At 68.8% G+C, this 21,384-nt stretch carries 18 protein-coding genes; 6 read left to right on the top strand and 12 right to left on the bottom strand.

Annotated features, from left to right (window positions below; translation table 11 throughout):
- The first annotated feature begins 103 nt into the window (after nt 1–103).
- Together ACTHL4_RS08945 and ACTHL4_RS08940 are read left to right on the top strand one after the other, a co-directional pair.
- Complete coding sequence (locus ACTHL4_RS08945) at nt 104–460, top strand: GntR family transcriptional regulator (RefSeq protein ID WP_440282406.1); 357 nt, start codon at nt 104–106, stop codon at nt 458–460.
- A 140-nt stretch (nt 461–600) separates the two neighbouring features.
- Entirely contained in the window at nt 601–747 is a 147-nt protein-coding gene (locus ACTHL4_RS08940) for a hypothetical protein (RefSeq protein ID WP_440282405.1), read from the top strand.
- A gap of 15 nt (nt 748–762) precedes the next feature.
- Here ACTHL4_RS08940 and ACTHL4_RS08935 read toward each other — a convergent pair whose 3' ends face one another.
- The 6 genes from ACTHL4_RS08935 to aceB all read right to left on the bottom strand — a co-directional run bounded on the left by ACTHL4_RS08935 (nt 763) and on the right by aceB (nt 9,049).
- Nucleotides 763–2,007 (bottom strand): acyl-CoA dehydrogenase family protein, encoded by a 1,245-nt coding sequence (locus ACTHL4_RS08935; protein ID WP_440282404.1) that lies wholly within the window; start codon nt 2,005–2,007, stop codon nt 763–765.
- A gap of 49 nt (nt 2,008–2,056) precedes the next feature.
- Entirely contained in the window at nt 2,057–3,394 is a 1,338-nt protein-coding gene (locus tag ACTHL4_RS08930; RefSeq protein ID WP_440282403.1) for an acyl-CoA dehydrogenase family protein, read from the bottom strand.
- A gap of 100 nt (nt 3,395–3,494) precedes the next feature.
- A complete protein-coding gene (locus tag ACTHL4_RS08925; protein WP_440282402.1) occupies nt 3,495–4,802 on the bottom strand; it encodes a (Fe-S)-binding protein in 1,308 nt (435 codons plus the stop codon).
- Nucleotides 4,802–5,968 (bottom strand): FAD-binding oxidoreductase, encoded by a 1,167-nt coding sequence (locus tag ACTHL4_RS08920; protein WP_440282401.1) that lies wholly within the window; start codon nt 5,966–5,968, stop codon nt 4,802–4,804. Before ACTHL4_RS08920 ends, ACTHL4_RS08925 begins: the two co-directional genes overlap by 1 nt.
- Nucleotide 5,969: 1 nt before the next feature.
- The gene (locus ACTHL4_RS08915; RefSeq protein WP_440282400.1) at nt 5,970–7,442 is read right to left on the bottom strand and encodes an FAD-linked oxidase C-terminal domain-containing protein; all 1,473 of its coding nucleotides are present in this window, start codon (nt 7,440–7,442) and stop codon (nt 5,970–5,972) included.
- Between the two features lie 5 nt (nt 7,443–7,447).
- Nucleotides 7,448–9,049, bottom strand: coding sequence for a malate synthase A (gene aceB / locus ACTHL4_RS08910; protein ID WP_440282399.1), 1,602 nt, complete (start codon nt 9,047–9,049; stop codon nt 7,448–7,450).
- A 231-nt stretch (nt 9,050–9,280) separates the two neighbouring features.
- Between aceB and ACTHL4_RS08905 the strand changes: the two genes are divergently transcribed.
- A complete protein-coding gene (locus ACTHL4_RS08905) occupies nt 9,281–10,507 on the top strand; it encodes an MFS transporter (protein ID WP_440282398.1) in 1,227 nt (408 codons plus the stop codon).
- A gap of 53 nt (nt 10,508–10,560) precedes the next feature.
- On the opposite strand, the gene ACTHL4_RS08900 is transcribed toward ACTHL4_RS08905, so the two are convergent.
- The 6 genes from ACTHL4_RS08900 to ACTHL4_RS08875 all read right to left on the bottom strand — a co-directional run bounded on the left by ACTHL4_RS08900 (nt 10,561) and on the right by ACTHL4_RS08875 (nt 18,252).
- The gene (locus tag ACTHL4_RS08900) at nt 10,561–11,187 is read right to left on the bottom strand and encodes an acetate uptake transporter (RefSeq protein ID WP_440282397.1); all 627 of its coding nucleotides are present in this window, start codon (nt 11,185–11,187) and stop codon (nt 10,561–10,563) included.
- A 99-nt stretch (nt 11,188–11,286) separates the two neighbouring features.
- Nucleotides 11,287–12,816 carry a class I adenylate-forming enzyme family protein gene (locus ACTHL4_RS08895; RefSeq protein ID WP_440282396.1) on the bottom strand — a complete coding sequence of 510 codons (1,530 nt, stop codon included), beginning with the start codon at nt 12,814–12,816 and terminating at the stop codon, nt 11,287–11,289.
- Nucleotides 12,817–12,825: 9 nt separating this feature from the next.
- Entirely contained in the window at nt 12,826–14,112 is a 1,287-nt protein-coding gene (locus ACTHL4_RS08890; RefSeq protein WP_440282395.1) for a 2Fe-2S iron-sulfur cluster-binding protein, read from the bottom strand.
- A complete protein-coding gene (locus ACTHL4_RS08885; RefSeq protein ID WP_440282394.1) occupies nt 14,112–14,996 on the bottom strand; it encodes an FAD binding domain-containing protein in 885 nt (294 codons plus the stop codon). The genes ACTHL4_RS08890 and ACTHL4_RS08885 overlap by 1 nt, the downstream gene beginning before the upstream one ends.
- A gap of 1 nt (nt 14,997) precedes the next feature.
- Entirely contained in the window at nt 14,998–15,777 is a 780-nt protein-coding gene (locus ACTHL4_RS08880) for an enoyl-CoA hydratase/isomerase family protein (RefSeq protein ID WP_440282393.1), read from the bottom strand.
- 72 nt (nt 15,778–15,849) lie between these two features.
- A complete protein-coding gene (locus ACTHL4_RS08875; protein ID WP_440282392.1) occupies nt 15,850–18,252 on the bottom strand; it encodes a xanthine dehydrogenase family protein molybdopterin-binding subunit in 2,403 nt (800 codons plus the stop codon).
- Between the two features lie 69 nt (nt 18,253–18,321).
- On the opposite strand from ACTHL4_RS08875, the gene ACTHL4_RS08870 reads away from it, so the two are divergent.
- The 3 genes from ACTHL4_RS08870 to trmB form a co-directional block, all read left to right on the top strand.
- Entirely contained in the window at nt 18,322–18,861 is a 540-nt protein-coding gene (locus ACTHL4_RS08870) for a PadR family transcriptional regulator (RefSeq protein WP_440282391.1), read from the top strand.
- Nucleotides 18,862–18,983: 122 nt separating this feature from the next.
- Entirely contained in the window at nt 18,984–20,831 is a 1,848-nt protein-coding gene (gene lepA, locus ACTHL4_RS08865) for a translation elongation factor 4 (RefSeq protein ID WP_440282390.1), read from the top strand.
- On the top strand, nt 20,832–21,384 hold a 553-nt coding region (gene trmB / locus ACTHL4_RS08860; protein ID WP_440282389.1), incomplete at its 3' end, for a tRNA (guanosine(46)-N7)-methyltransferase TrmB.

Below are 21,384 nucleotides of genomic sequence, written 5' to 3'. Positions count from 1 at the left end.
ACGTACGTGCAGAGTAGAGGAAAATTGTTTCCGTCGGTCCCGCGGCGTCGTCCCGGGACCGCGTGTCGCACCGTGGGACGGCCGAAGGCGGTTCGATGGGCTCATGATGACGATCGATCACGACGGACCGGTGCCGCCGTTCCAGCAGATCTGCGCGGATGTCGCGGCGCGCATCGAGACCGGCGAGCTGACCGTGGGTGAGCGGTTGCCGTCGGTGCGGAGCCTCGCGGCCGAGCTGGGAGTCGCACCCGGCACGGTCGCCAAGGCCTACACCGAGCTGGAGGGCGCCGGTCTGGTCGAGGCGATGGGACGCTCGGGCACCCGGGTCGCCGCCGGCGCCGACGGCACCCGGGCGCTGGCGGCCTCGGCAGCCGCCGAGTTCGCCATCCGGGTGCGCCGGCTGGGTCTGGACACCGAGGAACTGCTGCGTATCGTGCGCACGCACCTGGACCGGACGTGAGCTGAACACGCCTGGGATCGCGCCGATCCCGGTGTGCTCGAAATCACCACATGCCGAGTGGAGGGCCGGTCTTCGGCGAGATAAAATTTCGATAACGAAGAATTCGTTCTCGAACAACTCGTCTCGAAGGAGAGACCAGCATGACCGCCCTGGCCCGTGCCATCCGTGATCGCCGTGAGAACGCCCGTAGCCGGCGCGCGCTGATGGCGGCGATCCACAACGCCTCGACGCAGAGCGCGCGCGACGACCTGGTGATGGCCATGCAGCGCGCCAACAGCGCGCGCTGAGCCGCGCCGGCGGGCCTACTTCAGCTCGCTGGAGCTGAGCTCGAGCAGCCGCCGGGCGACGACGAGCAGCTGAATCTGCTGGGTGCCTTCGAAGATGTCCAGGATCTTGCTGTCTCGCGCCCACTTCTCCAGCAGTTCGGTCTCCGCGTATCCCGTGGCGCCGCACAGTTGCACACAACTGAGTGCCACGTCCACGCAGGTGCGGCCGGCCTTCGCCTTGGCCATCGACGCCTGCATCGAGTTGGGCCGGCCGTTGTCGGCCATCCACGCGGCACGCAGCGTCAGCAGGTATGCCGACTCGTACTCGGCCTCCATCTGCAGCAGCCGCGCGGCGGCATACGACTGGGTGTGCAGGGGAGCGGCAGGGTCGGCCGTGACACCGGCCCGGCCGAGCAGGTCGGTGGCCAGGTCGAGGCTGGCCCGGGTCAGGCCGACCGCCATCGCGGCCACCAGGGGGCGGGTGTTGTCGAAGGTCTGCATCGCGCCGCCGAAGCCGCCCTCGGTGCGGACCTCCGGATCGCCCAGCAGGTCCTGCGCCGGCACCCGGCAGTCGTCCAGCGAGAAGGCGGCCGTGTCCGACGCGCGGATGCCGAGCTTGTGCTCCAGGCGGACCAGCTTCAGGCCGGGGTTGTCCCGGCGCACGACGAAGGACTTGATCGCGCGCTTGCCGAGCGATCGGTCCAGCGTCGCCCAGACGACGACCAGCTCGGCGCGCTCGCCACTGGTGACGAAGATCTTCTCGCCGTTCAGGACGTATTCGTCGCCGTCCTTGGTGGCGGTGGTGCGGATGGCTCCGGAGTCCGAGCCGGTGTCGGGCTCGGTGATCGCCATGGCGGCCCACTTGCTGCCGTAGCGCTGCTTCTGCTCGTCGTTCGCGACGGCCGCGATCGCGGCGTTGCCCAGGCCCTGGCGGGGCAACGACAGCGTCAGGCCCACGTCGCCGCGGCAGGTCTGCATGATCGACAGCACGGACGACAGATTGGAGCCGTTGACCGTCTGCGTGCTCCTGCCGGCCCGCGAGCCGGCCCCCACGCCGGCCGGCTCGGAGGAGCCGCCGCTGGTGGTGCGTGCGCCGGCGCCCTGGGACGCCCCGGAGTCGGACAGGCCGTCGATGACGGCGGACATCAGGTCGAGCTCGCGCGGGTACTCGTGCTCGGCGCGGTCGTACTTGCGGCTGATGGGACGGAAGACCTCGTCGGCGAGACCGGACGCCTGCTTGACGAGCGGAACGAACTTCTTCGGGATCTCGAGATTGATCATGTGCGGAATCCTTTGCGGCGGACGGGTTTCGGAGCGTATGGCGGCAGCGCTAGACCTGCAGCACACCTTCCATGAGTCCGGCGCCCCGCAGGTCGCGGAACCAGCGCTCGTTGTCGAACTCCTTGACGAAGCCGTGGCCGCCGAGCAACTGCACGCCGTCGGATCCGATCTGGGCACAGTGTCTCTCGGTCAGCGCGCGGGCGTGGGCGATCTGCTCCGAGGCGTCCAGGCCGCGGTCGAGGCGCGACGCCGCGCGCCATACGACCAGGCGCAGTCCGTCCAACTCGATGGCGATGTTCGCGACCGTGAAGGCGACCGCCTGACGGTGCGCGATCGGTTCGCCGAAGGCCTTGCGCTCCTTGGTGTAGGTCTTCACCTGGTCCAGCACAGCCTGCGCGGTGCCGACGGCCGCCGCGGCCCACGCGAGGCGGGCCCGGCCGACGGCGTCGGCGTGATCGGCGGTGGTGCCGAGCAGGTTGGTGAGCGGCACCTGGGCGCCCTCCAGGTGCAGAGTGCCGGTGTGCGAGGCGCGGATGCCCATCGCCGGGTCGTCGGAGACGGTCACGCCGTCGGTGGCCGGCGGCACGATGACCAGGCGCGGCTCGCCGTCGACGGACGCCGAGACGATGAACAGATCGGCCGAGGCGGCGCCGGGGACCAGGGCCTTCGTGCCGTCCAGGACGAGCGTGCTGCCCTCGCGGCGGCCGGTCGTCCGCGGCGCGGCCGGGTCGAAGAGCGGTTGCGGCTCCATCAGGGCCAGCGCGCCGGTGGCAGGCGCCTTCTCGTCGGTGAACGCCTCGAGATAGGTGGCCTGCTGATCCGAGTCGCCGTAGTTCACAAGGCAATTCGCCACCGCAGCGGCCGACATGATCGAGACGGCGAGGCCCATGTCGCCGTGCCCGAGCTCCTCCAGCACGAGGGCACTGGTGACCGCGGAGGCCTCCTCGGCGACCCCGCCGAGCTCGGCCGGGACGGCCAGTAGCGTCATACCCATCTGCGCGGCCTGCTCGCGCACCGCGTCCGGCACGGTGCGGTCCGTGTCGGCCTGGGACGCCGCCGGCCGCAGCACCTCGTCCGCGAGTTCGCGAGCCGCCTCGCGGATCATCTCCTGGTCGTCGCCGGGCGTCAGGTCGAACTGCACACGCGGTGTCGCCGGCTTGCTGCGGGTCGGTGCGCCCGAACCGGTCCTGGCGGTGAAGGCCCGGCCGGCGGCCACCTGCGCGCGGAAGCCCTGCCGGGCGCCCCGGTAGAGGAACTTCTCGACCGTCTCACGCAGCGCGGGGTTCTTCATCGCCTCGAGTCCGCCCGCGCGGGTGATCAGACGCATGCCGAAGTTCTGGCTGCGGTCGGCCAGGGACGGCTTGGAGTGCGGGTGACTACTGTTCATGTAACTTACGGTACCGGATAAAAGCGTTGACGGCTGTGCGGCACGAGTCGCGGAACGCGGTGTCGTGCGGAGGTGCGCCTAGTCGGGGAGCGCAGGTGAATCAGCGCAGCAGTGCCTCGACGGGGACACCGCGGATGGAGGCGTCGAGCACCGTTGCGGTGTGCGCCATCGGAATCGGGGAGCCCAGCTTCTCCAGCGCGTTCGCGATCTGCATGAGACAGCCGGGATTGGCCGTGACGATCAGATCCGGCTTCATCGCGAGGAGGTTGCGCGCCTTGGCCTCGCCCAGCTCGCCGGCGGTCTGTGGATGCAGGATGTTGTAGACCCCCGCCGAGCCGCAGCAGATCGCCGCGTCCGGGATCTCGACGATCTCCAGCCCGGGGATCTCCCGCAGCAGCTCCCGCGGCTGCGAGCGCACTCCTTGGGCATGGCCCAGGTGGCAGGCGTCGTGGTAGGCGACACGCAGCGGGAGCGGGTGCCGGGTCGCGACGGTCCCCAGCTCGGTCAGCACTTCGCTGAGGTCACGCACGCCGGCCGCGAAGACAGTGGCGGATCCGGCCGTGGCGGCGTCGTCCTCCGCGGCGAGCAGGGCGCCGTAGTCCTTCATCGCGCTGCCGCAGCCGGCGGCGTTGACCACCACGGTGTCGAGCTGCGGCGCGGCGGCGAAGGTGGCCATCGTCTGCCGTGCGAAATCCTGCGCTTCGGGTTCGCGGCCGGAATGACTGCTCAGGGCACCGCAGCAGCCCTGCCCGGGCGGTATGACGACGCGGCAACCCTCGGCGGCGAGGACCCGCGCCGTGGCGGCGTTGACATCGGAGAAGAAGACGTCCTGCACGCACCCGGTCAGCAATCCCACGACCGCGCGTTCGGCGCCCGCCGCCGGGACCTCGCTCGGCAGCTTCTCCGGCGGACCGAGCTTCGGGGTGAGTCGCTCCATGGCCGCCAGGCCGGGAAGGAAGCGGTCGAGCACCCGGGTGCGGCGCAGCGCCCGGTCGAGCCCGAGACGCTGGGCGACCCGCAGCGGACCGCGCAGTTTGCGCAACCGGTCCGGATAGGGGAAGAGGCTGAATATCGTTCTACGCAGCGCCTTCTCGGCCGGCGTGCGTTCGTGGTGACGCTCGACCTGCGCGCGTGTCTGCTCCAGCAACCGGTCGTACTGCACACCGCTGGGGCAGGCGGTCACGCACGACATACAACCCAGGCAGGCGTCGAAGTGCTCCACCATCTGCTCGGTGAGCACGCTGCCCTCGAGTCCGGCCTGCATCAGGTGGATCCGGCCGCGTGGCGAGTCCATCTCCTCGCCCCACAACCGGTAGGTCGGACAGGTCGGCAGGCAGAAGCCGCAGTGCACGCAGTCGGCGATGAGCTCCTGCGACGGCGGGTTGTGGGCGTCGAAAGCGCTGGACATCAGATCCCTCCCACGAAGCTGCCCGGGGCCAGCAGGCGCTCGGGATCGAATTGTGCCTTGAGCCGGCGCATGACCGGGAGTCCGTTGACCGGACCCCACACATCGACGTTGCTGCGCACCTCGCGCGGGCCGGCCAGCACCACCACGGCACCGCCGGCACGTGATACGAGCGGGCGCAGGGTCCGCAGCATGCCGGCGACGGCCGCGGCGGAGGTCTCCGCCGGTGCGGCGGCATACAGCACGCCGGTGCCGGCCGAGCCACGCACATGCAGTCCGAGATCCGTTGCTGCCGCAGCAGTCTCGGCGACCGCAGCCAGCCGGGAGGTGATCTTGAGAATCGTCTGCGAGCCGTCGTGTGCACCGGGGTAGTGCCACGGCCAGTCCAGCTCCGCATCGACATGGGTGTCGGCGCCGAGGGTGGCGCGCGCCTGCTCGACCCGTCCTGGCACGCCTTCGGCGGTGCCCTCGAGCAGGACCGCGACCGTGGGTGATTCGCCCGGTCGCCAGTCCAGTTCGAGTGCTGCCGGCGCCAGCTGCGTGTGGCACAACGGTGCCAGCACGGACTCCATGGCGCCGGCCTCGATGCGCGTGTGTACCCACGCTCCGGCGGCGGGGACCGGATGCAGCCGGAAGGTCACCTCGGTGATCACGGCGAGGGTCCCGAAGGACCCGACCAGCAACTTGCCCAGGTCGTATCCGGCGACGTTCTTGACGACCTTCCCGCCGGACCGGGCGATGGTGCCGTCCGCCAGCACGAGGGTCACGCCGATCAGCAGGTCGCGAGCGGTGCCGGTGTGCAACCGTCGTGGTCCGCTGGTGTTGGTGGCGACGACTCCGCCCAGCGTGCTGCCGGCGACCGGTTCGTCGATGGACAGCCGTTGTCCGGCGGGAGCGAGCTGGGTCTGCAGGTCGTGCAACGCCATTCCGGCCTGGGCCCGCACGATGAGGTCACCGGGCTGGTGCTCCAGCAGCTGCGGCATCCCGCTCAGGTCGAGCACGACGTCGGCTTCGGCGCCGACGCCTCCGAAGGCGTGCTTCGTGCCATGTCCGCGCACCGCCACGATCTTGCCCGCGCGGTGCGCCTGTGCGAGCGACTCGGCAACCTGCGCGGTGTTCGTCGGCCGGTCGGTCGGCCGGTTGGCCGGCTCGGTTCGGACGTTGGTCATCTCAGAAGACCTCCCCGAGACCGGCTGCGTGCACCGGGTGCGCCGCGCTGCGCTTGCCCGGCACCTCACCGCACAACCGGGGCGTCGGGAAGACCTTGCCCGGGTTGGAGATCCCGGTCGGGTCGAACGCGCACCGCACGAGCTGCATGGTGTCCAGGTCCTGCGCGGAGAACATCTTCGGCATGTGCTTGGCCTTGTCGGCGCCGACGCCGTGCTCGCCGGTGATCGAGCCGCCGTGCTCCAGGCACAGGTCGAGTATGGCGCCCGAGGCGTCCTCGGCCGCATCGCCCTGACCGGGCACGCGCTCGTCGAACAGGACCAGCGGGTGCAGGTTGCCGTCGCCGGCATGGAAGACGTTGGCGACCCGGACACCGCGTTCGGCGGCGAGGGCCGTCATCGCGCGCAGCACCTCCGGCAGTGCAGTGCGCGGTATGACGCCGTCCTGGACGATGTAGTCGGGACTGATCCGGCCGACCGCGGCGAAGGCGGACTTGCGCCCCCGCCAGATCGCTTGGCGCTCCACGTCGTCCGCGGCGACCCGGATCTCGAAGGCTCCGGCGTCGCGGCAGTGCGCCTCGGCGGCGGCGAGCTCGGCGGCCACCTCGTGGTCCGGCCCGTCCAGCTCCACGACCAACACGGCTCCGGCGCCCGCCGGGTAGTTGCAGGCCACCGCGGCCTCGGCCGCCTCGATCGCCAGCGCGTCCATCATCTCGATCGCGGCCGGGACGATGCCGGCGCCGATGATCGCTGACACCGCGGCGCCGGCGGAGTCGGTGTCCGCGAATCCGGCGAGGAAGGTCTCCACGGCCGACGGGGCGCGGGTCAGCCGGACGGTCACCGACGTCGCGACACCGAGCGTGCCCTCCGAGCCGACGAAGGCGCCGAGGACGTCATACCCGGGCGCATCCGGTGCCGTGCTCCCGAGGGTGGTGCGTTCGCCGTCGGGCAGCACGACGTCCGCGGCCACCACGTGCGTGGCGGTGAAGCCGTACTTCAGGCAGTGGGCGCCGCCGGAGTTCTCGGCGACGTTGCCGCCGATGCTGCAGACCTGCTGGCTGGACGGGTCGGGTGCGAAGTAATAGCCCTCGGGCCGGGTACGCGCCGAGATGTCCAGGTTGATGACTCCGGGGTCGACCACGGCGCGCTGGTCACGCGCCGAAACGGTTCGGATCTCACGGAATCCGCTCATCACGATCAGCACGCCGTCGGCGTGGGGGAGCGCCCCACCGGACAGCCCGGTGCCCGAGCCGCGCGCCACGAACGGCACGCCGTGTGCGACACAGGCGCGCACCGCCTGTTGCACGTCATCGGCGGTGCGGGCGAGCACCACCAGCGCAGGGGTCACTCGATAGTGCAGCAGGCCGTCGCAGTCGTAGGTCGCCAGTCGGGTTGGGTCGTCGATGATGCTGCCGGACGCAAGCGCCGACCGCAGCTGTGCGGTGACGGCTGCGATCGGCGCTCGGGTGTCGGGCATCCGGATCAGGGCATCCGGGCGTAGGCGGGCAGGGTGAGGAAGTCGGCGTAGTCGTCCGCCACGGCGACCTCCAGGAACGTCGCCTTGGCGTCCTCGTAGTCGGCCGCGTCGCCGGGCAGGTCGGCGATGACCTCGTCGACCAGCCGCAGCACCATCTCCTTGGTGACCTGTTCGCCGGTGTCGGCGAGCCGCACGTCGTTCTGGATCTGCTGCCAGATCTGCGAGCGGCTGATCTCGGCGGTGGCGGCGTCCTCCATCAGGTTGTAGATGCCGACGGCGCCGCGGCCGGCCAGCCACGACTTGAGGTACTGCAGCGCGACGTCGATGTTGCTGCGCAGCCCTGCGGCGGTGACCTCGCCGGGGGTGGACTTGACGTCCAGCAGCTGGGTGGCGCGCACGTCCGCGGCCGGCACCTTGTCGATCTGGTTGGGCCGGTCGCCCAGCACCTCGGTGAAGACCGACTTGCAGGTCTCGACCATCCCGGGGTGCGCGACCCACGAGCCGTCGAAGCCGTCGCCGGCCTCGCGCGACTTGTCGGCGGTGACCTTCTCGTAGGCCGCCTTGTTGACCGACTCGTCCTTGCTGGGGATGAACGCCGCCATACCGCCGATCGCCGAAGCGCCGCGACGGTGGCAGGTGTTGACCAGCAGCTGGGTGTAGGCCCGCATGAAGGGGACCGTCATACCGACCGAGTTGCGGTCCGGGACGATGTAGTCGGCGCCGCGGGTGCGGTAGGTCTTGATGACCGAGAAGAGGTAGTCCCAGCGGCCGGCGTTGAGGCCGGAGGAGTGGTCCCGCAACTCGTAGAGGATCTCCTCCATCTCGAACGCGGCCGGCAGCGTCTCGATCAGGCAGGTCGCCCGGATGGTCCCCTGCGGTATGCCGAGGCGGTCCTGCGCGATGACGAAGGCGTCGTTCCACAGCCGGGCTTCCCGGTGGCTCTCCATCTTCGGCAGGTAGAAGTAGGGGCCCTTGCCGCGGTCCAGCTGCTTCTGGGCGCACGCGGCGAAGTAGAGTGCGAAGTCGACCAGCGACCCGGAGGTCTCCTCACCGTCGACCAGGATGTGCTTCTCCGGCATGTGCCAGCCGCGCGGCCGCACGATGATCGTGGGCTGCTGCTCCGGCGGGACGAGCTTGTACTCCTTGCCCTCGGGGCTGGTGAAGTCGATGGTCCCGTCGAGTGCGTCCTTGAGGTTGAGCGGCCCCTCGACGACGTTCTCCCACAGTGGGGTGTTGGCGTCCTCCTGGTCGGCCAGCCAGGCCTTCGCCCCGGAGTTGAGCGCGTTGATCGTCATCTTGCGGTCGGTGGGGCCGGTCATCTCCACCCGGCGGTCCTCGAGCCCGGGCGCCAGCGGCGCGACCTTCCAGTCGGGGTCCTCACGCACCGCGCGGGTCTCCTCCAGGAAGTCCAGGTCCTTGCCGGCGGCGACGTCGGCGACCCGCTGTTGCCGTGCCTCGAGGGCCTCCAGGCGGCGGGAGTTCAGCGCGCGGTGCAGCTCGGCGATCAGCTCCAACGCGGTGGGGCTGAGGATCTCGTCATACCTCGATCTGATCGGGCCAGTGACTTTCACGCCGTCGGGCAGGTTCGGCGCGGTCGTGTCGGACATTGGTGCAACCTCCACAATGTGATGTGAAACTTTCGCATGTCGGAATTTTCTGGCTCGCTACGCAGAGCCTAGCGTGCGCTTCGCGGGTGGGTGTGCCGACCCCGTGGACTGCCGCGAATGCTCGCGTGCCGGTCGGTCAATGGTCCCTCCCGTGCGCCGAGCGGCGGTGAATCCGGTCACGTACAGCCGATCTACTCGCGAGTAACCGTGGTGACGCGGAACGCTGGTCCGGTGACGTCACCCGCTACCGCATCGCCCCCCTCCTCCGGCGCTGCCGACGCCCCGCCCGAACCCCGGATCCGCATCGCGCTGTTCGCGCTCGCGCTGGGCGGCTTCGCCATCGGGACCACCGAATTCGTCACGATGGGATTGCTGCCGCAGATCGCCGACGGCGTCCACATCAGCATTCCGACCGCGGGCCATGTCGTGTCGGCATACGCGCTCGGTGTCGTGGTCGGCGCTCCGCTGGTCGCGATGCTCGCCGCAGGTCTGCGCCGCAAGGTCGTGCTGGTCGCCCTGATGGTGGCGTTCGCGATCGGCAACCTCGGCTCGGCGCTGGCGCCCAGTTACGGCACCCTGCTCGTCGCGCGATTCGTCAGCGGCCTGCCCCACGGTGCGTTCTTCGGCATCGGGTCGGTGGTCGCCGCCTCGCTGGTGCCGATCCACCGGCGTACCGCCGCGGTCGCGATGATGCTCGCCGGCCTGACGGTCGCCAACGTCGTGGGCGTGCCGCTCGCCACCCTGCTCGGGCAGCATCTGGGATGGCAATGGCCCTATGTCTTCGTGGGATTCGTGGCCCTGGTGACCGTGGTCGCCGTGCTGGCGTGGGTGCCCATGCAGCCGGCGGACGGGGCGGCCTCGGCCCGCTCCGAGCTCAGCGCGCTGGCCCGCCCGCAGGTGTGGTTGACGCTCGGCGTGGGGACCGTCGGGTTCGGCGGGATGTTCGCGACCTTCTCCTACATCACGCCGACGATGACCCACCTGTCCGGCTTCCAGGACGCCGCGGTGCCGCTCATCCTGGTCGTGTACGGCGTCGGTATGACGATCGGGACGATGCTGTCCGGTCGGGTCGCGGCATACGGGATGTTGCGCGGCATGATCGCGATGCTGTCGGCGATCGCGGTGTTGTTGGCGCTCTTCGGACCGATGGCCCACGCCCGCCCGACCGCAGTCGTGGGTGTCTTCCTGCTCGGCATGCTCCCTTCGGTGCTGGTGCCGTTGCTGCAGACCCGGCTGATGGATGTGGCACAGGAGGGCCAGTCGCTCGCGGCGGCGCTGAACCACTCGACACTCAACATCGCCAACGCGTTGGGGGCGTGGCTGGGCAGTGTCGTGCTCGCCCACGGTCTGGGTTATGAGTGGCCCAGTCGGGTCGGCGCGCTGCTGGCCGTGGCCGGCATCGCGATCGCCGGTGCCAGCGCAGTCGTGGCCCGGCGGGAGGCCGAGGCCGGAGCGTAGGGCCCAACAGTCGTGGCCGACCGCGCGGGACGAGCTTCCGGCCCAAGCGGACACTACGAGTCCGAGGTGCGGATCTCACCCAACGGCAGCATCGTTCTGCCGAACTGGTGGTTGAGCACCTCGGCGGCGGCGACGTACCAGACGACGACGGCTAGCGCGACTCCCGCCCAGCCGCCGATGTGGACCCAGGCTGCGCTGCCGTTCGCGTTACCGATGATCAGGGGGATGATTGTGGCTTCGACGCCGATGAAGGCGATGACTACTGCGACGCTGACTCGGAAGGCGCCGATGAGCATGTAGAGACTGAATACTGCCCAGGGGAAGAGGAACAACGCGGTTGCTGCGCCGTGGTCGGCTGGTGGGATATTGCCGAGGTAGAGGGTCGCGAACAATGCGAACGAGCACCAGAACGCACCGAACGATCCGAATGTGACTGCGGGGAACAGTTCTTCGTTGCGAAGGTGCCAGAACGCGACGAGGATCTGGATGACGCCGCCGAAGATCCAGGCTGTGGCGACGGCGGCGTCGATGCTTGCTTCGTGGATCATTCCGGCGTTGACCCAGCTGAGCAGGAACGTGGTACCGGCGAATGCTCCGAACGCGAGCGGGGCGGGATTGACGGTGGGTTTGTGAGTGGTGCCCTGAGTCGTTGCCGCTGCAGCGGCGGTTGCGATGGACATGGTCGTTTCTCCTTGGGGTTGTTGCTGGTGCTTGGTGGATCCGAGGTCGACCGCCGGCCGGGTCGGCAGGTGGGTCGCCGCGACCGGGCGTTTCGAGCGTCACCCGTTCTGTTCGACCAGGCGGCGGCGCAGGATCTTGCCGACCGGGCTCTTGGGGATGGCGGGAACGATGTGGATGGTCTTGGGGATCTTGTATGCCGACAGGCCCGACTCGTGCTTCGCCCAATCGCGCAGCGACGCCGCGAATTCGAGAGGGTCGGAGACGTCGTCGGTGGGCACGACGAACGCCGTGACTGCCTGGCCCCACTGCTCGTCAGGGAGCCCGACGACCGCGACCTCGGCGACCTGCAGGTGGCGCACGAGGACATCCTCGACCTCCACCGGGTGCACGTTCACGCCACCCGTGACGACCATGTCGTCGACGCGTCCTTCCACCCACAGGTCGCCGTCCTCGTCGACACGGCCCATGTCGCCCGTGTGATACCAGCCGTCCCGGATCGATTTGGCATCCGAGTCCGGCCGTCGCCAGTAGCCTGCGAACGCTTCGTCGGAGCGCAGATCGATCACGATCTCTCCCTCGACCCCGACTGGAAGCGGGTCGTGGTTTGCCGCACCGATCGGGTCGACGACCCGCCACCGGCCGAACACGCCGGCTCGCCCGGCAGCTCCGGGTTTGGCTGCCGCGTCGTCGGCGACCGAGAAGGTGTAGATCTCGGACGACCCGTAGTGGTTGATGAACACCTCGGGACGGATCGCTTCGACCAACTGCTGGCACAGGCTGGAGCTCATCGGCGCACCGTCGAACGCCAGCTTGCGCACGGAGCGTGCGACGCGGTCCATGTGGCCGACCTTGTTGATCATCGACCAGAACGCCGTGGGCACCAGGTAGAGCGCCGTCACACCGGAGTCTTCGATGAGACCGATCGCCTCATCCGGACGGAAGGTTGGCTGGACCACGAACGTGCCGCCGATCACGATCATCGACAGCAGCGACCGCAACCCCATCGTGTGGTACATCGGCATCGCGCCGAGCGTCACTTCGCCGGGGGCGTAGCGCGCCTGGATGATGTGCGCGATGGTCGCGGCGTGCTCGTTGCGGTGCGTGCGCGGGACGCCCTTGGGCCGACCCGTGGTGCCGCTGGTGTAGAGCATGACGCTGAGGTCGTCGGGCGTGATCTCGACGTTGGGCGCGGCGCTCGCTGCGGCGCTCACCGCATCCTCGAAGTCTGCTGCGCCGTCGATCCCGCATTCACCGACGGTGAGCACGACGGCATCCGAATCGCGCAGCGCGCTACGTGCCTGATCCGCGCCGACCGCGTCGACGAGGACGACGCGGGGGTCCGAGTCGGTGAGGCAATGGCGGAGCTCGGGTTCGCCGAGCCGGATGTTGTATGGCGTCGACATCGCCCCGATCTTCTGCAGCGCCAGGTGAGTTGAGGCGAACTCCTCACTGTTGGAACAGAACAGGCCGACTCGCTCGCCCCGGGTGACGCCCAGAGAAGTCATGACGTTGGCGATGCGGTTGGTGCGCTCGTCCAGCTCCCGGTAGGTGAGCTGCCGCTGACCGCTGAAAGCCAGTCGTTCGGGATGCCGTTCGGCGGTCCAGGCGAGCGTGCGGGCGAGGTCCATGGCCGGTGCCTACTTTCCTGCTCGATCCGAGCGCAGCGTGCGCCGGATGCGGGTCTTGAGCAATGCGACGGCCATGGCGAGGGCGCTCGGGCCGGTGTGCGTCACGGCCTCGCCCCGCGCGGCCGCTGCGAGGTGGTCGGTGAAGTCCTGGAAGATGTCACGGCTGACGTCGTTCACCAGGCCGCGGCCGAACTGCGCGATGCGGCCCACCATGTGCAGATCGGCGACGGCATGCACCGTGGTGGCATCGGGACCGTGTGCTGCGACCGTGAGGTCGACCCGTCCGGCAACGTCGCCGGACGATGCGTCGGCGCCCTGCCCGACGACCGTCAGATGATGGCTCGCTTCGTCGCGCTCGGTGATCGCCAGATCGCCGAGGAGCGCCAGCCGCACCGGGCCGAGGTGGATCCCCATCCGCGCCTTGTAGCGGTCATCACCGAAGTCGGCGACTATCTCCGCGCCTGCCAGGCATGCGGCCAGCGTTGTGGTGTCCTGCAGGACGGCCCAGACATCGTCGAGCGGCGCGTCCGCGACGGTGTCGATGGCCACGGTCGCCGTCGGTTCACCGGACGGCACGCGGATCTCGGTCGGGCCTGACGCCGTGCCATCGTCGAAGGCGACCGCGGTGCCAGGACCGCCGAGGGTGGCGCGGGACAGCTGGACGCTCGATTGCGGACATGAGTGCGGTGCCGGGACGCCGTCACGGTAAGTGTGTGCGACATCTGCGACCGCATCGACGATGTTCCGGTATCCCGTGCATCTGCACAACACTCCGGACAGTTGCTCGGGCAACTGCTCGTCGTCGACATCCGGCTCGGAGCTGAGCAGGTCGTAGGCGCTCATGATCTGGCCCGGGGTGCAAAAACCGCACTGGAGCCCGTGGTGCCGGCCGAACGACTCCTGCAGCGGGTGCAGGTCCGTGGCCGTGCCCATGCCTTCGACCGTGACGATGTCGCTGCCGTCAACCTGGCAGGCGAGCGTCAAGCAGGAGCGGGCGGCGTCACCGTCGATCAGCACCGTGCACACTCCGCAGACGCCGTGCTCACAACCGATGTGGGTGCCGGTCAGCCCGAGATGGTCGCGCAGCGCGTCGGCGAGCGTCACTCTCGGGGCGACGTGCACCGTCGCAGCCCGACCGTTGACGGTGAGGTCGACTCGGAGCAAGTCCTCCGACGCGCATCGCAGCGCGTTCGAGGCCGGGCGGCCGGCGTCCCGGCGGCGCACGGCGGATCGGGCTCGGTCACGGAGCCCACTTCGGGCATCCGCGGCGCGCAGCAGGAGGTTGGGTGTCGTCATCAGTGGTTCTCCTTCTGGCCTGCCCGGGCCGCCGCGAGGAGTTCGCGTGCGCCGAGCGTGCGGAGCAGGCGCCGGCGGTATCCGGCGCTGGCGTGCTTGTCCCCACCCGTGGTCACCAACTGCCGCGCGACATCGCGCAGGGCGTCGGCCACCGGTTCCCGGGGACCGCCGTCGAGAGCGGCACCGAGCGGCTCCGCCATCTCGGTGGTGACGTCGGCAACCACTGGGCGGTCGGCGACACCGAAGGCGCCGAGGCGGGCCGAAACAATCCGGTGACCGTCCACCAGGACCCTGGTCGCGACCCCGACGAGAGCGAAGTCGCCGTGCCTCCGCGCGATCTCCGCGAAGCCGAATCCCTCGCCCGGCCGCCGCCGGGGGAAGGTGACGTGTTGCAGGACCTCACCGGTCTCGATCGCCGTCGACATGGCGCCCCGGAAGAACTCCTCGGCGGGGACCTCCCGAGTGCCGGCCGGACCGCGGATCGACATCCGTGCGTCGAGGACGAGGGCAACGGCTGGCAGTTCGGACGCCGGGTCCGCGTGGGCGAGCGAGCCGCAGACTGTGCCTCGGCTGCGGATCTCGCGGTGCCCGATCCAGGGGAGGGCGCGAGCGAGCAGTGGGACCGTGAGGTCGGGTCGCCGCTCGACAGCGCGCTGGCGCACAGCTGCACCGATGCGGACCTCGGAGCCGGCGTCGATCCGGCGCCACTGCTGGACTCGGGTGATGTCGATCAGCGTGGTCGGCCGGCCCAGTCGCATCGCGAGCACCGGCATGAGGGATTGACCTCCGGCGAGCACCTTCGCGTCGCCGCCGGAGGTGCTCAGCTCGGAGACGACGTCCGCGGGGCTGGTCGGGCGGACGTACGAGAATGGCGCGGCCTTCATCTCAGCGGTCCTGGAACTCCGGCTTGCGCTGCTCGCCGAACGCAGCGACGCCTTCGGCGAAGTCCGCGGTCGCGCGCAGCATTGCGTATGACTTGCGCTCCAGTTCGACACCGGTTGCGAGCGGACCGTCGATGCCGCGATCGAGGACCTCCTTGGCGGTGCGCAAGGACACCGCCGAGTAGCCGAGCAGCGCGCTCACCACGCGTTCTACCTCCGCCTCCAGCGCTTCCTTGCTGTTGCTCACGGATGCCGCGAGACCCCAGTCGAATGCTTGCTGGCCGTTGAATCGCTCGGCGGTGAGGATGTGGTACTTCGCACGGGAGAGCCCGATCAACCGCGAGAGTCGCTGCGTGCCGCCGGAGCCGGGCATCATCCCGAGCTTCATCTCCGGCAGCGCGAATTGCGCCCGCTCGGTGCAGAGCCGGATGTCGGCCGACAGCACCAACTCCAGGCCGACACCGAAGCAATAGCCGTCGATCGCGGCGATCACCGGCTTCGGAGAGCGGGACGCCGCCGTCACGTCATGGCCGAGGTCGGTGAGGTCGAACGGCTGCACTTCCATGAAGCCGGCGATGTCGCCGCCGGAAGTGAAGTTGTCGCCGGCGCCGCGGATCACCACGGCGCGAACGTCGCTGTCGGCGTCGATCTCGGCGAAGCGTTCGGCCATCTGCGCCCGCATCTGCATCGTGACGATGTTGAGCCGACCATGGTCGAGGGTCAGGTTCGCGACGCGGCCGTCGTGGCTGCGCTTCAGGTGGATGTCGCCTCCGGTGATGGGCATTGGGGATCCTTTCGAGCGGTGAGGTGTATGGCGCGGAGCTGGATGGTGTTCGGCGCGTCGCGCCGACGTCGGTCAGTCCTGGGCGCCCAGGAGTCGGTGCAGGACATCGGGATGGAGCGGTAGCGAAATGATCTCGACGTCATGCGAGCGCAGCGCGTCCTCGACAGCGTTCGCGATCGCGACCGGAATGCTCATGCTGGCTCCTTCCCCGGCGCCTTTGGCGCCCAGGCGGGTGAGTGGTGACGGTGTCTCCAGGTGCTCCATGTGCAACGGGAACGAGCACTCCGCGGAGGTCGGGACGAGGTAGTCCATGAACGTCGAAACCGGCTGCCCTGACTCGGAATACGCCATTTCTTCGTACATCGCGCCACCGATCGCTTGGACCATGGCGCCATGCACCTGACCTTCGAAGAGGGTCTTGTTCAGGATGGTGCCCGCGTCATGGACGCTCACGACGTTCTCGATGGTGATGGCGAGCGTCTCGGGATCGACACGCACACTCACCAGGTCGGCGACGAAGCCGTAGCAGAGCGAGGAGTTGACCTGGTCGGTCCGCGAGGGCGCTTGCGCCTCCGGCGGGGTGAACGCGACGTTGACTTCCAGTCCGGCCTCTTGACCCGCCGGCAGTCGGCCCGGATCCCAGTGGACGAGGCCGGCAGCGTGTTTGAAGAGCACGAATCGTTCAGGGTCACCGATCACGCGCACCCTGCCGTCGTGCAATTCGAGGGAGTCGGGATCGGTTTCCAGCATGACGGCGGCGGCGATCCTGATCCGGCGCGAAACTTCGGCGCAACCGTCGACGAGTGCCGACGTCACCAGCGGTGAGAACCGCGATGAATAACTCCCGGTGGTGATCGTCCAGGCCGAGGTTGCGGTGTCCATGTCGATGGTGGGCACGACTTGTTCTTCAGGCAGGCCGAGCTCGCGGGCGACAACCTGGCGGGCGACCGTGGCGTGTCCCTGGCCCTGCGGAACCGTTCCCAGCGAGACACCGACGATGCCCTGCGGGTCGACGCTAAGATGGACATGCTCGGTCGAACCCGACTTGCCCCGGCCCGGCGGCCGATTCTCGGCCGGAGTCGCCAGTCCGACATACCCGATGTTGGTGCCGGAGGGTTCCACGATGAGCGCGATGCCCGTCCCGACCAGTTCACCGCGCGCTCGCGCTGCCTTCTGGTCGGCAATCAGTCGCTGATAGTCGGCGCGCTCCTCGAGCAGCCGAACAGCCCGCTCGTAATCGCCGGAGTCGTAGATGCCACCAGTGGGAGTCGCGTAGGGAAACTCGCTGCTACGCACCAGGTTTCGCCGCCGGAACTCCAGCCGGTCGATGCCGAGGACGCTGGCTGCCTTGTCCATGATTCGCTCCAGGCCGAAGTAGAGCTGCTGGCCGCCGAAGCCGCGGTTGAGCCCGGTCGGGCACTTGTTGGTGACCACTGCGCGGGCGCGGATCCGCACTGTGTCGATGCGGTAGGCACCGGTCATGTTGCCGAAGCAGCGATAGAGGGTCGCGGGCTCCGGCGGGCGCAGATACGCACCGACGTTCTCGACGAAGTCGACCTCGGACGCGGTGATGATGCCATCGGCGTCGATCGCGAGGCGTGCGTGCATGTGCCGGTCGGAGCCGGCCGAGCTCGACAGCAAGTGTTCGGAGCGGTCCTCGGTCCAGCGCACGGGCCGCCCCGCGTGTTTGGAGGCCAGGGCCATCAACGCGATGTAGGGGTAGATGCCTGCCTTGATGCCGAACGATCCGCCGTTGTCCCCCGGCACGTGCAGCCGCAATTGGGACGTCGTGACGCCGAGCGCTCCGCACAGGACCGGCACCATCGAGAACGGACCGTGGAAGTTGGACCAGACCTGGACCTCCGGCCGCCGGGGGTGGTCGACCCACTCGGCGACCACGCTGTAGCACTCCATCGGAGTGGAGGAGTAGCGCGGGAAGTAGTAGTCCCCCTCGACCACGTGCTCGGCGGTGGCGAAGGCGTCGTCTACCTCGCCGAAGGTGAACGTGCGGTCGCTGAGGACGTTGCTGCCGGCCTGCTCGTGGAGCAGCGCCGCGCCGGCGTCAGTGGCCTCGATCGCATCGACGACCACTGGCAGCAGGTCGTATTCGACGTGAACCAGGTCGGCTGCGTCCTCCGCGGTGTAGCGATCGGTCGCGACGACGACAGCGACTGGTTCGCCGACGTAGCGGACCTTGTCGGTCCCGGTGGGGTAGTAGGACATTTCGGCCCGCAGCGACAGCGGGAACGGCGAGAGCGCGGTGGTCACGTCCTCGGGTCCGATGACCGCCGCGACGCCAGGGTGAGCGCGGGCGCGTTCGAGGTCGACGGCGGCGATGCGGGCGTGTGCGTGCGGGCTGCGGACAACGGCAGCGACAAGCGTGCCCGGCAGCGGATCGATGTCGTCCATGAAGGAGCCCTTGCCGGTGACCAGCCGGGCGTCCTCGAGTCGAGACATCGAATCTGTGGTCGCCATCATTAACCATCCAATACAGACCGTCTGATTCATACGATGTGAATTAGACGGTAGGTTACAGTGAGCGGCATGTCAACAGTGGGAATGACGGTGACGTCCTATGTCGTGCTCGGCCTGATCGCCTTGCGCGGGCCGTCAACGTCATACGACCTCAAGCGCGCGTCCGGGCATTCGATCGGCTACTTCTGGCCGTTCCCGCACGCACAGCTCTATTCCGAGCCGCGCCGTCTGGTCGAGGCGGGGTTGCTCACGGTCGAGCAGGAGAGTGAGGGTCGGCGCAAGCAGACGTTTTCGTTGACCGACGAGGGCCGGGCCGAGCTCGGCCGGTGGCTCGACGCACCGATCAGCGAGCCGATGCAGATCCGCGATGTGGGCGAGCTCAAGCTGTTCTTCGGCGAGTTGATCAGCGCGGGTAGCCAACGTCAGTTGGCCGAGGGGCAGATCAAGCAGCACCAGGAACGACTGGCGGAATACCACGCAATTGAGGCGCGGTTCGGTGAGCGGGAGGACGTTGCGGCTCGGCTGGTCCCGTTGCGCCTCGGGATGGCGATGACCCAGGCCGCGGTGACGTTCTGGGAGGATTTCCTGGAGACGGTGGACGGCGCATGACCACGTAAGCGCCGACTGTGCCGGATCTTTCGATTCAGACCCAAGAGCGTCGTCATGGGAGACTGGGGAGTCACCCCACCCCACCACGCCCCGCATTCCGAAGGTAAAACACGTTGTCACCCATGGCTCGTCAGGCGCTGCCGCCCGCCGCAACGCCCCCGGACCTGATCCGGAATTTCTGCATCATCGCCCACATCGACCACGGCAAGTCGACGCTGGCCGACCGCATGTTGCAGATCACCGGCGTCGTCGACGAGCGGGCGATGCGTGCGCAGTACCTCGACCGGATGGACATCGAGCGTGAGCGCGGCATCACCATCAAGAGCCAGGCGGTCCGGATGCCGTGGGAGTTGGACGGCTCGACATACTGCCTGAACATGATCGACACGCCCGGTCACGTCGACTTCACCTACGAGGTGTCGCGCTCGCTGGCGGCGTGCGAGGGTGCCATCCTGCTGGTCGATGCGGCGCAGGGTATCGAGGCGCAGACGCTGGCGAACCTCTACCTCGCCATGGAAAATGACCTGACGATCATTCCCGTGCTCAACAAGATCGACCTGCCGGCGGCCCAGCCGGAGCGGTATGCCGAGGAACTCGCCGGACTGATCGGCTGCGAGCCGTCGGACGTGCTGCAGGTCTCGGGCAAGACCGGGGTCGGTGTCGAAGCACTGCTCGACGAGATCGTCCGGCAGTTCCCCGCCCCCGAGGGCGACGCCGACGCGCCCGCCCGCGCAATGATCTTCGACTCGGTCTACGACACCTACCGCGGCGTGGTGACCTACGTGCGAGTCGTCGACGGCTCACTGCATCGCCGGGAGCGCATCGAGATGATGTCGACCCGCGCCAACCACGAACTGCTCGAGATCGGAGTGATCTCACCCGAGCCCACGCCGGCCGACGGTCTCGGGGTGGGTGAGGTGGGCTACCTGATCACCGGGGTGAAGGACGTGCGCCAGTCGCGGGTCGGTGACACGGTCACCTCCGCCCGGGGCGGTGCCACGACGCCGCTGGGCGGCTACCGCGACCCCAAGCCGATGGTCTTCTCCGGTCTCTATCCCATCGACGGCTCGGACTACCCGATCCTGCGCGATGCGTTGGACAAGCTGAAGCTCAACGACGCCGCGCTGGTCTACGAGCCGGAGACGTCGGCGGCCCTCGGCTTCGGCTTCCGGGTCGGCTTCCTGGGCATGCTGCACCTGGAGATCGTCCGCGAGCGGCTGGAGCGGGAGTTCGATCTCGACCTCATCTCGACACTGCCGAGCGTGGTCTACGACGTGACGCTCGACGACGGTCGCACGGTCACCGTCACCAACCCGAGCGAGTTCCCGGACGGCAAGGTCGCCTCGATCACCGAACCCGTGGTGCGTGCGACGATCCTCGCGCCGAGTGAGTTCATCGGTGCGGTGATGGAGCTGTGCCAGTCGCGGCGCGGGACGCTGCGCGGGATGGACTACCTCTCGCCGGAGCGTGTCGAGATGCGCTACACGTTGCCGCTGGCCGAGATCGTCTTCGACTTCTTCGATGCCCTGAAGTCCAAGACGCGCGGATATGCCTCTCTCGACTACGAACCCGATGGCGAGCAGGTCGCCGACCTGGTCAAGGTGGACGTGCTGTTGCAGGGGGACAAGGTCGACGCGTTCTCCAACATCGTGCACCGCGACAAGGCGTACGGTTACGGCGTCTCGATGGCGACCAAGCTGAAGGAGCTCATCCCGCGCCAGCAGTTCGAGGTGCCGATCCAGGCCGCGATCGGCACACGGGTGATCGCCCGTGAGAACATCCGCGCGATCCGCAAGGACGTGCTGGCCAAGTGCTACGGCGGCGACATCAGCCGCAAGCGCAAGCTGCTGGAGAAACAGAAGGAGGGCAAGAAGCGGATGAAGATGGTCGGCTCCGTGGAAGTCCCTCAGGAGGCGTTCATCGCAGCGCTGTCACAGGACTCCGGCGCCGTGGAGAAGGCGAAGAAGTAAGTGTCGCAATCTGATTCGCCGGTCCACCTGGCCCGGACGCGCTCCTTCACGCGGCGCAGCGGCCGGATGGCCGAACGCCACCACCGTGCGCTCGCCGAGCACGGGCCGGCATACCTGCTGGACGTGCCGATGGTGGGTGAAGGCACGCTGGTCGAGCCGGACCACCGCCTCGACGTCGCCGCCGCGTTCGGCAGGTCCGCGCCGCTGGTGGTGGAGATCGGCTCCGGCGGCGGGGACTGCATCGTGCACGCGGCGGCCGAGCACCCCGACGTCGACTTTCTCGCGGTCGAGGTGTGGGTGCCCGGTGTCGCGCAGACCATCGCGAAGTGCGTGCACGAGGGCGTCGACAACGTCCGATTGATCTGTGCCGACGCGGCACAGGCGCTGCCCAGCATGCTGGGACCGGGCAGCGTGCGCGAGGTATGGACGTTCTTTCCGGACCCGTGGCCGAAGTCCAAGCACCACAAGCGTCGGCTCGTGCAGCCGGAATTCGCCGATCGAGTCGCGGATCTGCTGGAGCCGCAAGGTCACTGGCGTCTTGCGACGGACTGGG

Origin of the sequence: Flexivirga sp. (assembly GCF_051955415.1) — a bacterium.
Lineage (GTDB): Bacteria > Actinomycetota > Actinomycetes > Actinomycetales > Dermatophilaceae > Flexivirga.
This window is presented reverse-complemented; position numbering and strand designations above follow the sequence as displayed.

Bases quoted from the DNA above. Each gene is read 5' to 3' on its own strand.
- ACTHL4_RS08880 (WP_440282393.1), bottom strand. From the start codon at position 15,777: ATGCCCATCACCGGAGGCGACATCCACCTGAAGCGCAGCCACGACGGC.
- ACTHL4_RS08890 (WP_440282395.1), bottom strand. From the start codon at position 14,112: ATGACGACACCCAACCTCCTGCTGCGCGCCGCGGATGCCCGAAGTGGG.
- ACTHL4_RS08875 (WP_440282392.1), bottom strand. From the start codon at position 18,252: ATGGCGACCACAGATTCGATGTCTCGACTCGAGGACGCCCGGCTGGTC.
- aceB (WP_440282399.1), bottom strand. From the start codon at position 9,049: ATGTCCGACACGACCGCGCCGAACCTGCCCGACGGCGTGAAAGTCACT.
- ACTHL4_RS08935 (WP_440282404.1), bottom strand. From the start codon at position 2,007: ATGATCAATCTCGAGATCCCGAAGAAGTTCGTTCCGCTCGTCAAGCAG.
- ACTHL4_RS08920 (WP_440282401.1), bottom strand. From the start codon at position 5,968: ATGACCAACGTCCGAACCGAGCCGGCCAACCGGCCGACCGACCGGCCG.
- ACTHL4_RS08945 (WP_440282406.1), top strand. From the start codon at position 104: ATGATGACGATCGATCACGACGGACCGGTGCCGCCGTTCCAGCAGATC.
- ACTHL4_RS08895 (WP_440282396.1), bottom strand. From the start codon at position 12,816: ATGGACCTCGCCCGCACGCTCGCCTGGACCGCCGAACGGCATCCCGAA.
- ACTHL4_RS08930 (WP_440282403.1), bottom strand. From the start codon at position 3,394: ATGAACAGTAGTCACCCGCACTCCAAGCCGTCCCTGGCCGACCGCAGC.
- ACTHL4_RS08885 (WP_440282394.1), bottom strand. From the start codon at position 14,996: ATGAAGGCCGCGCCATTCTCGTACGTCCGCCCGACCAGCCCCGCGGAC.
- ACTHL4_RS08870 (WP_440282391.1), top strand. From the start codon at position 18,322: ATGTCAACAGTGGGAATGACGGTGACGTCCTATGTCGTGCTCGGCCTG.
- ACTHL4_RS08925 (WP_440282402.1), bottom strand. From the start codon at position 4,802: ATGTCCAGCGCTTTCGACGCCCACAACCCGCCGTCGCAGGAGCTCATC.
- ACTHL4_RS08915 (WP_440282400.1), bottom strand. From the start codon at position 7,442: ATGCCCGACACCCGAGCGCCGATCGCAGCCGTCACCGCACAGCTGCGG.
- ACTHL4_RS08940 (WP_440282405.1), top strand. From the start codon at position 601: ATGACCGCCCTGGCCCGTGCCATCCGTGATCGCCGTGAGAACGCCCGT.
- lepA (WP_440282390.1), top strand. From the start codon at position 18,984: ATGGCTCGTCAGGCGCTGCCGCCCGCCGCAACGCCCCCGGACCTGATC.
- ACTHL4_RS08900 (WP_440282397.1), bottom strand. From the start codon at position 11,187: ATGTCCATCGCAACCGCCGCTGCAGCGGCAACGACTCAGGGCACCACT.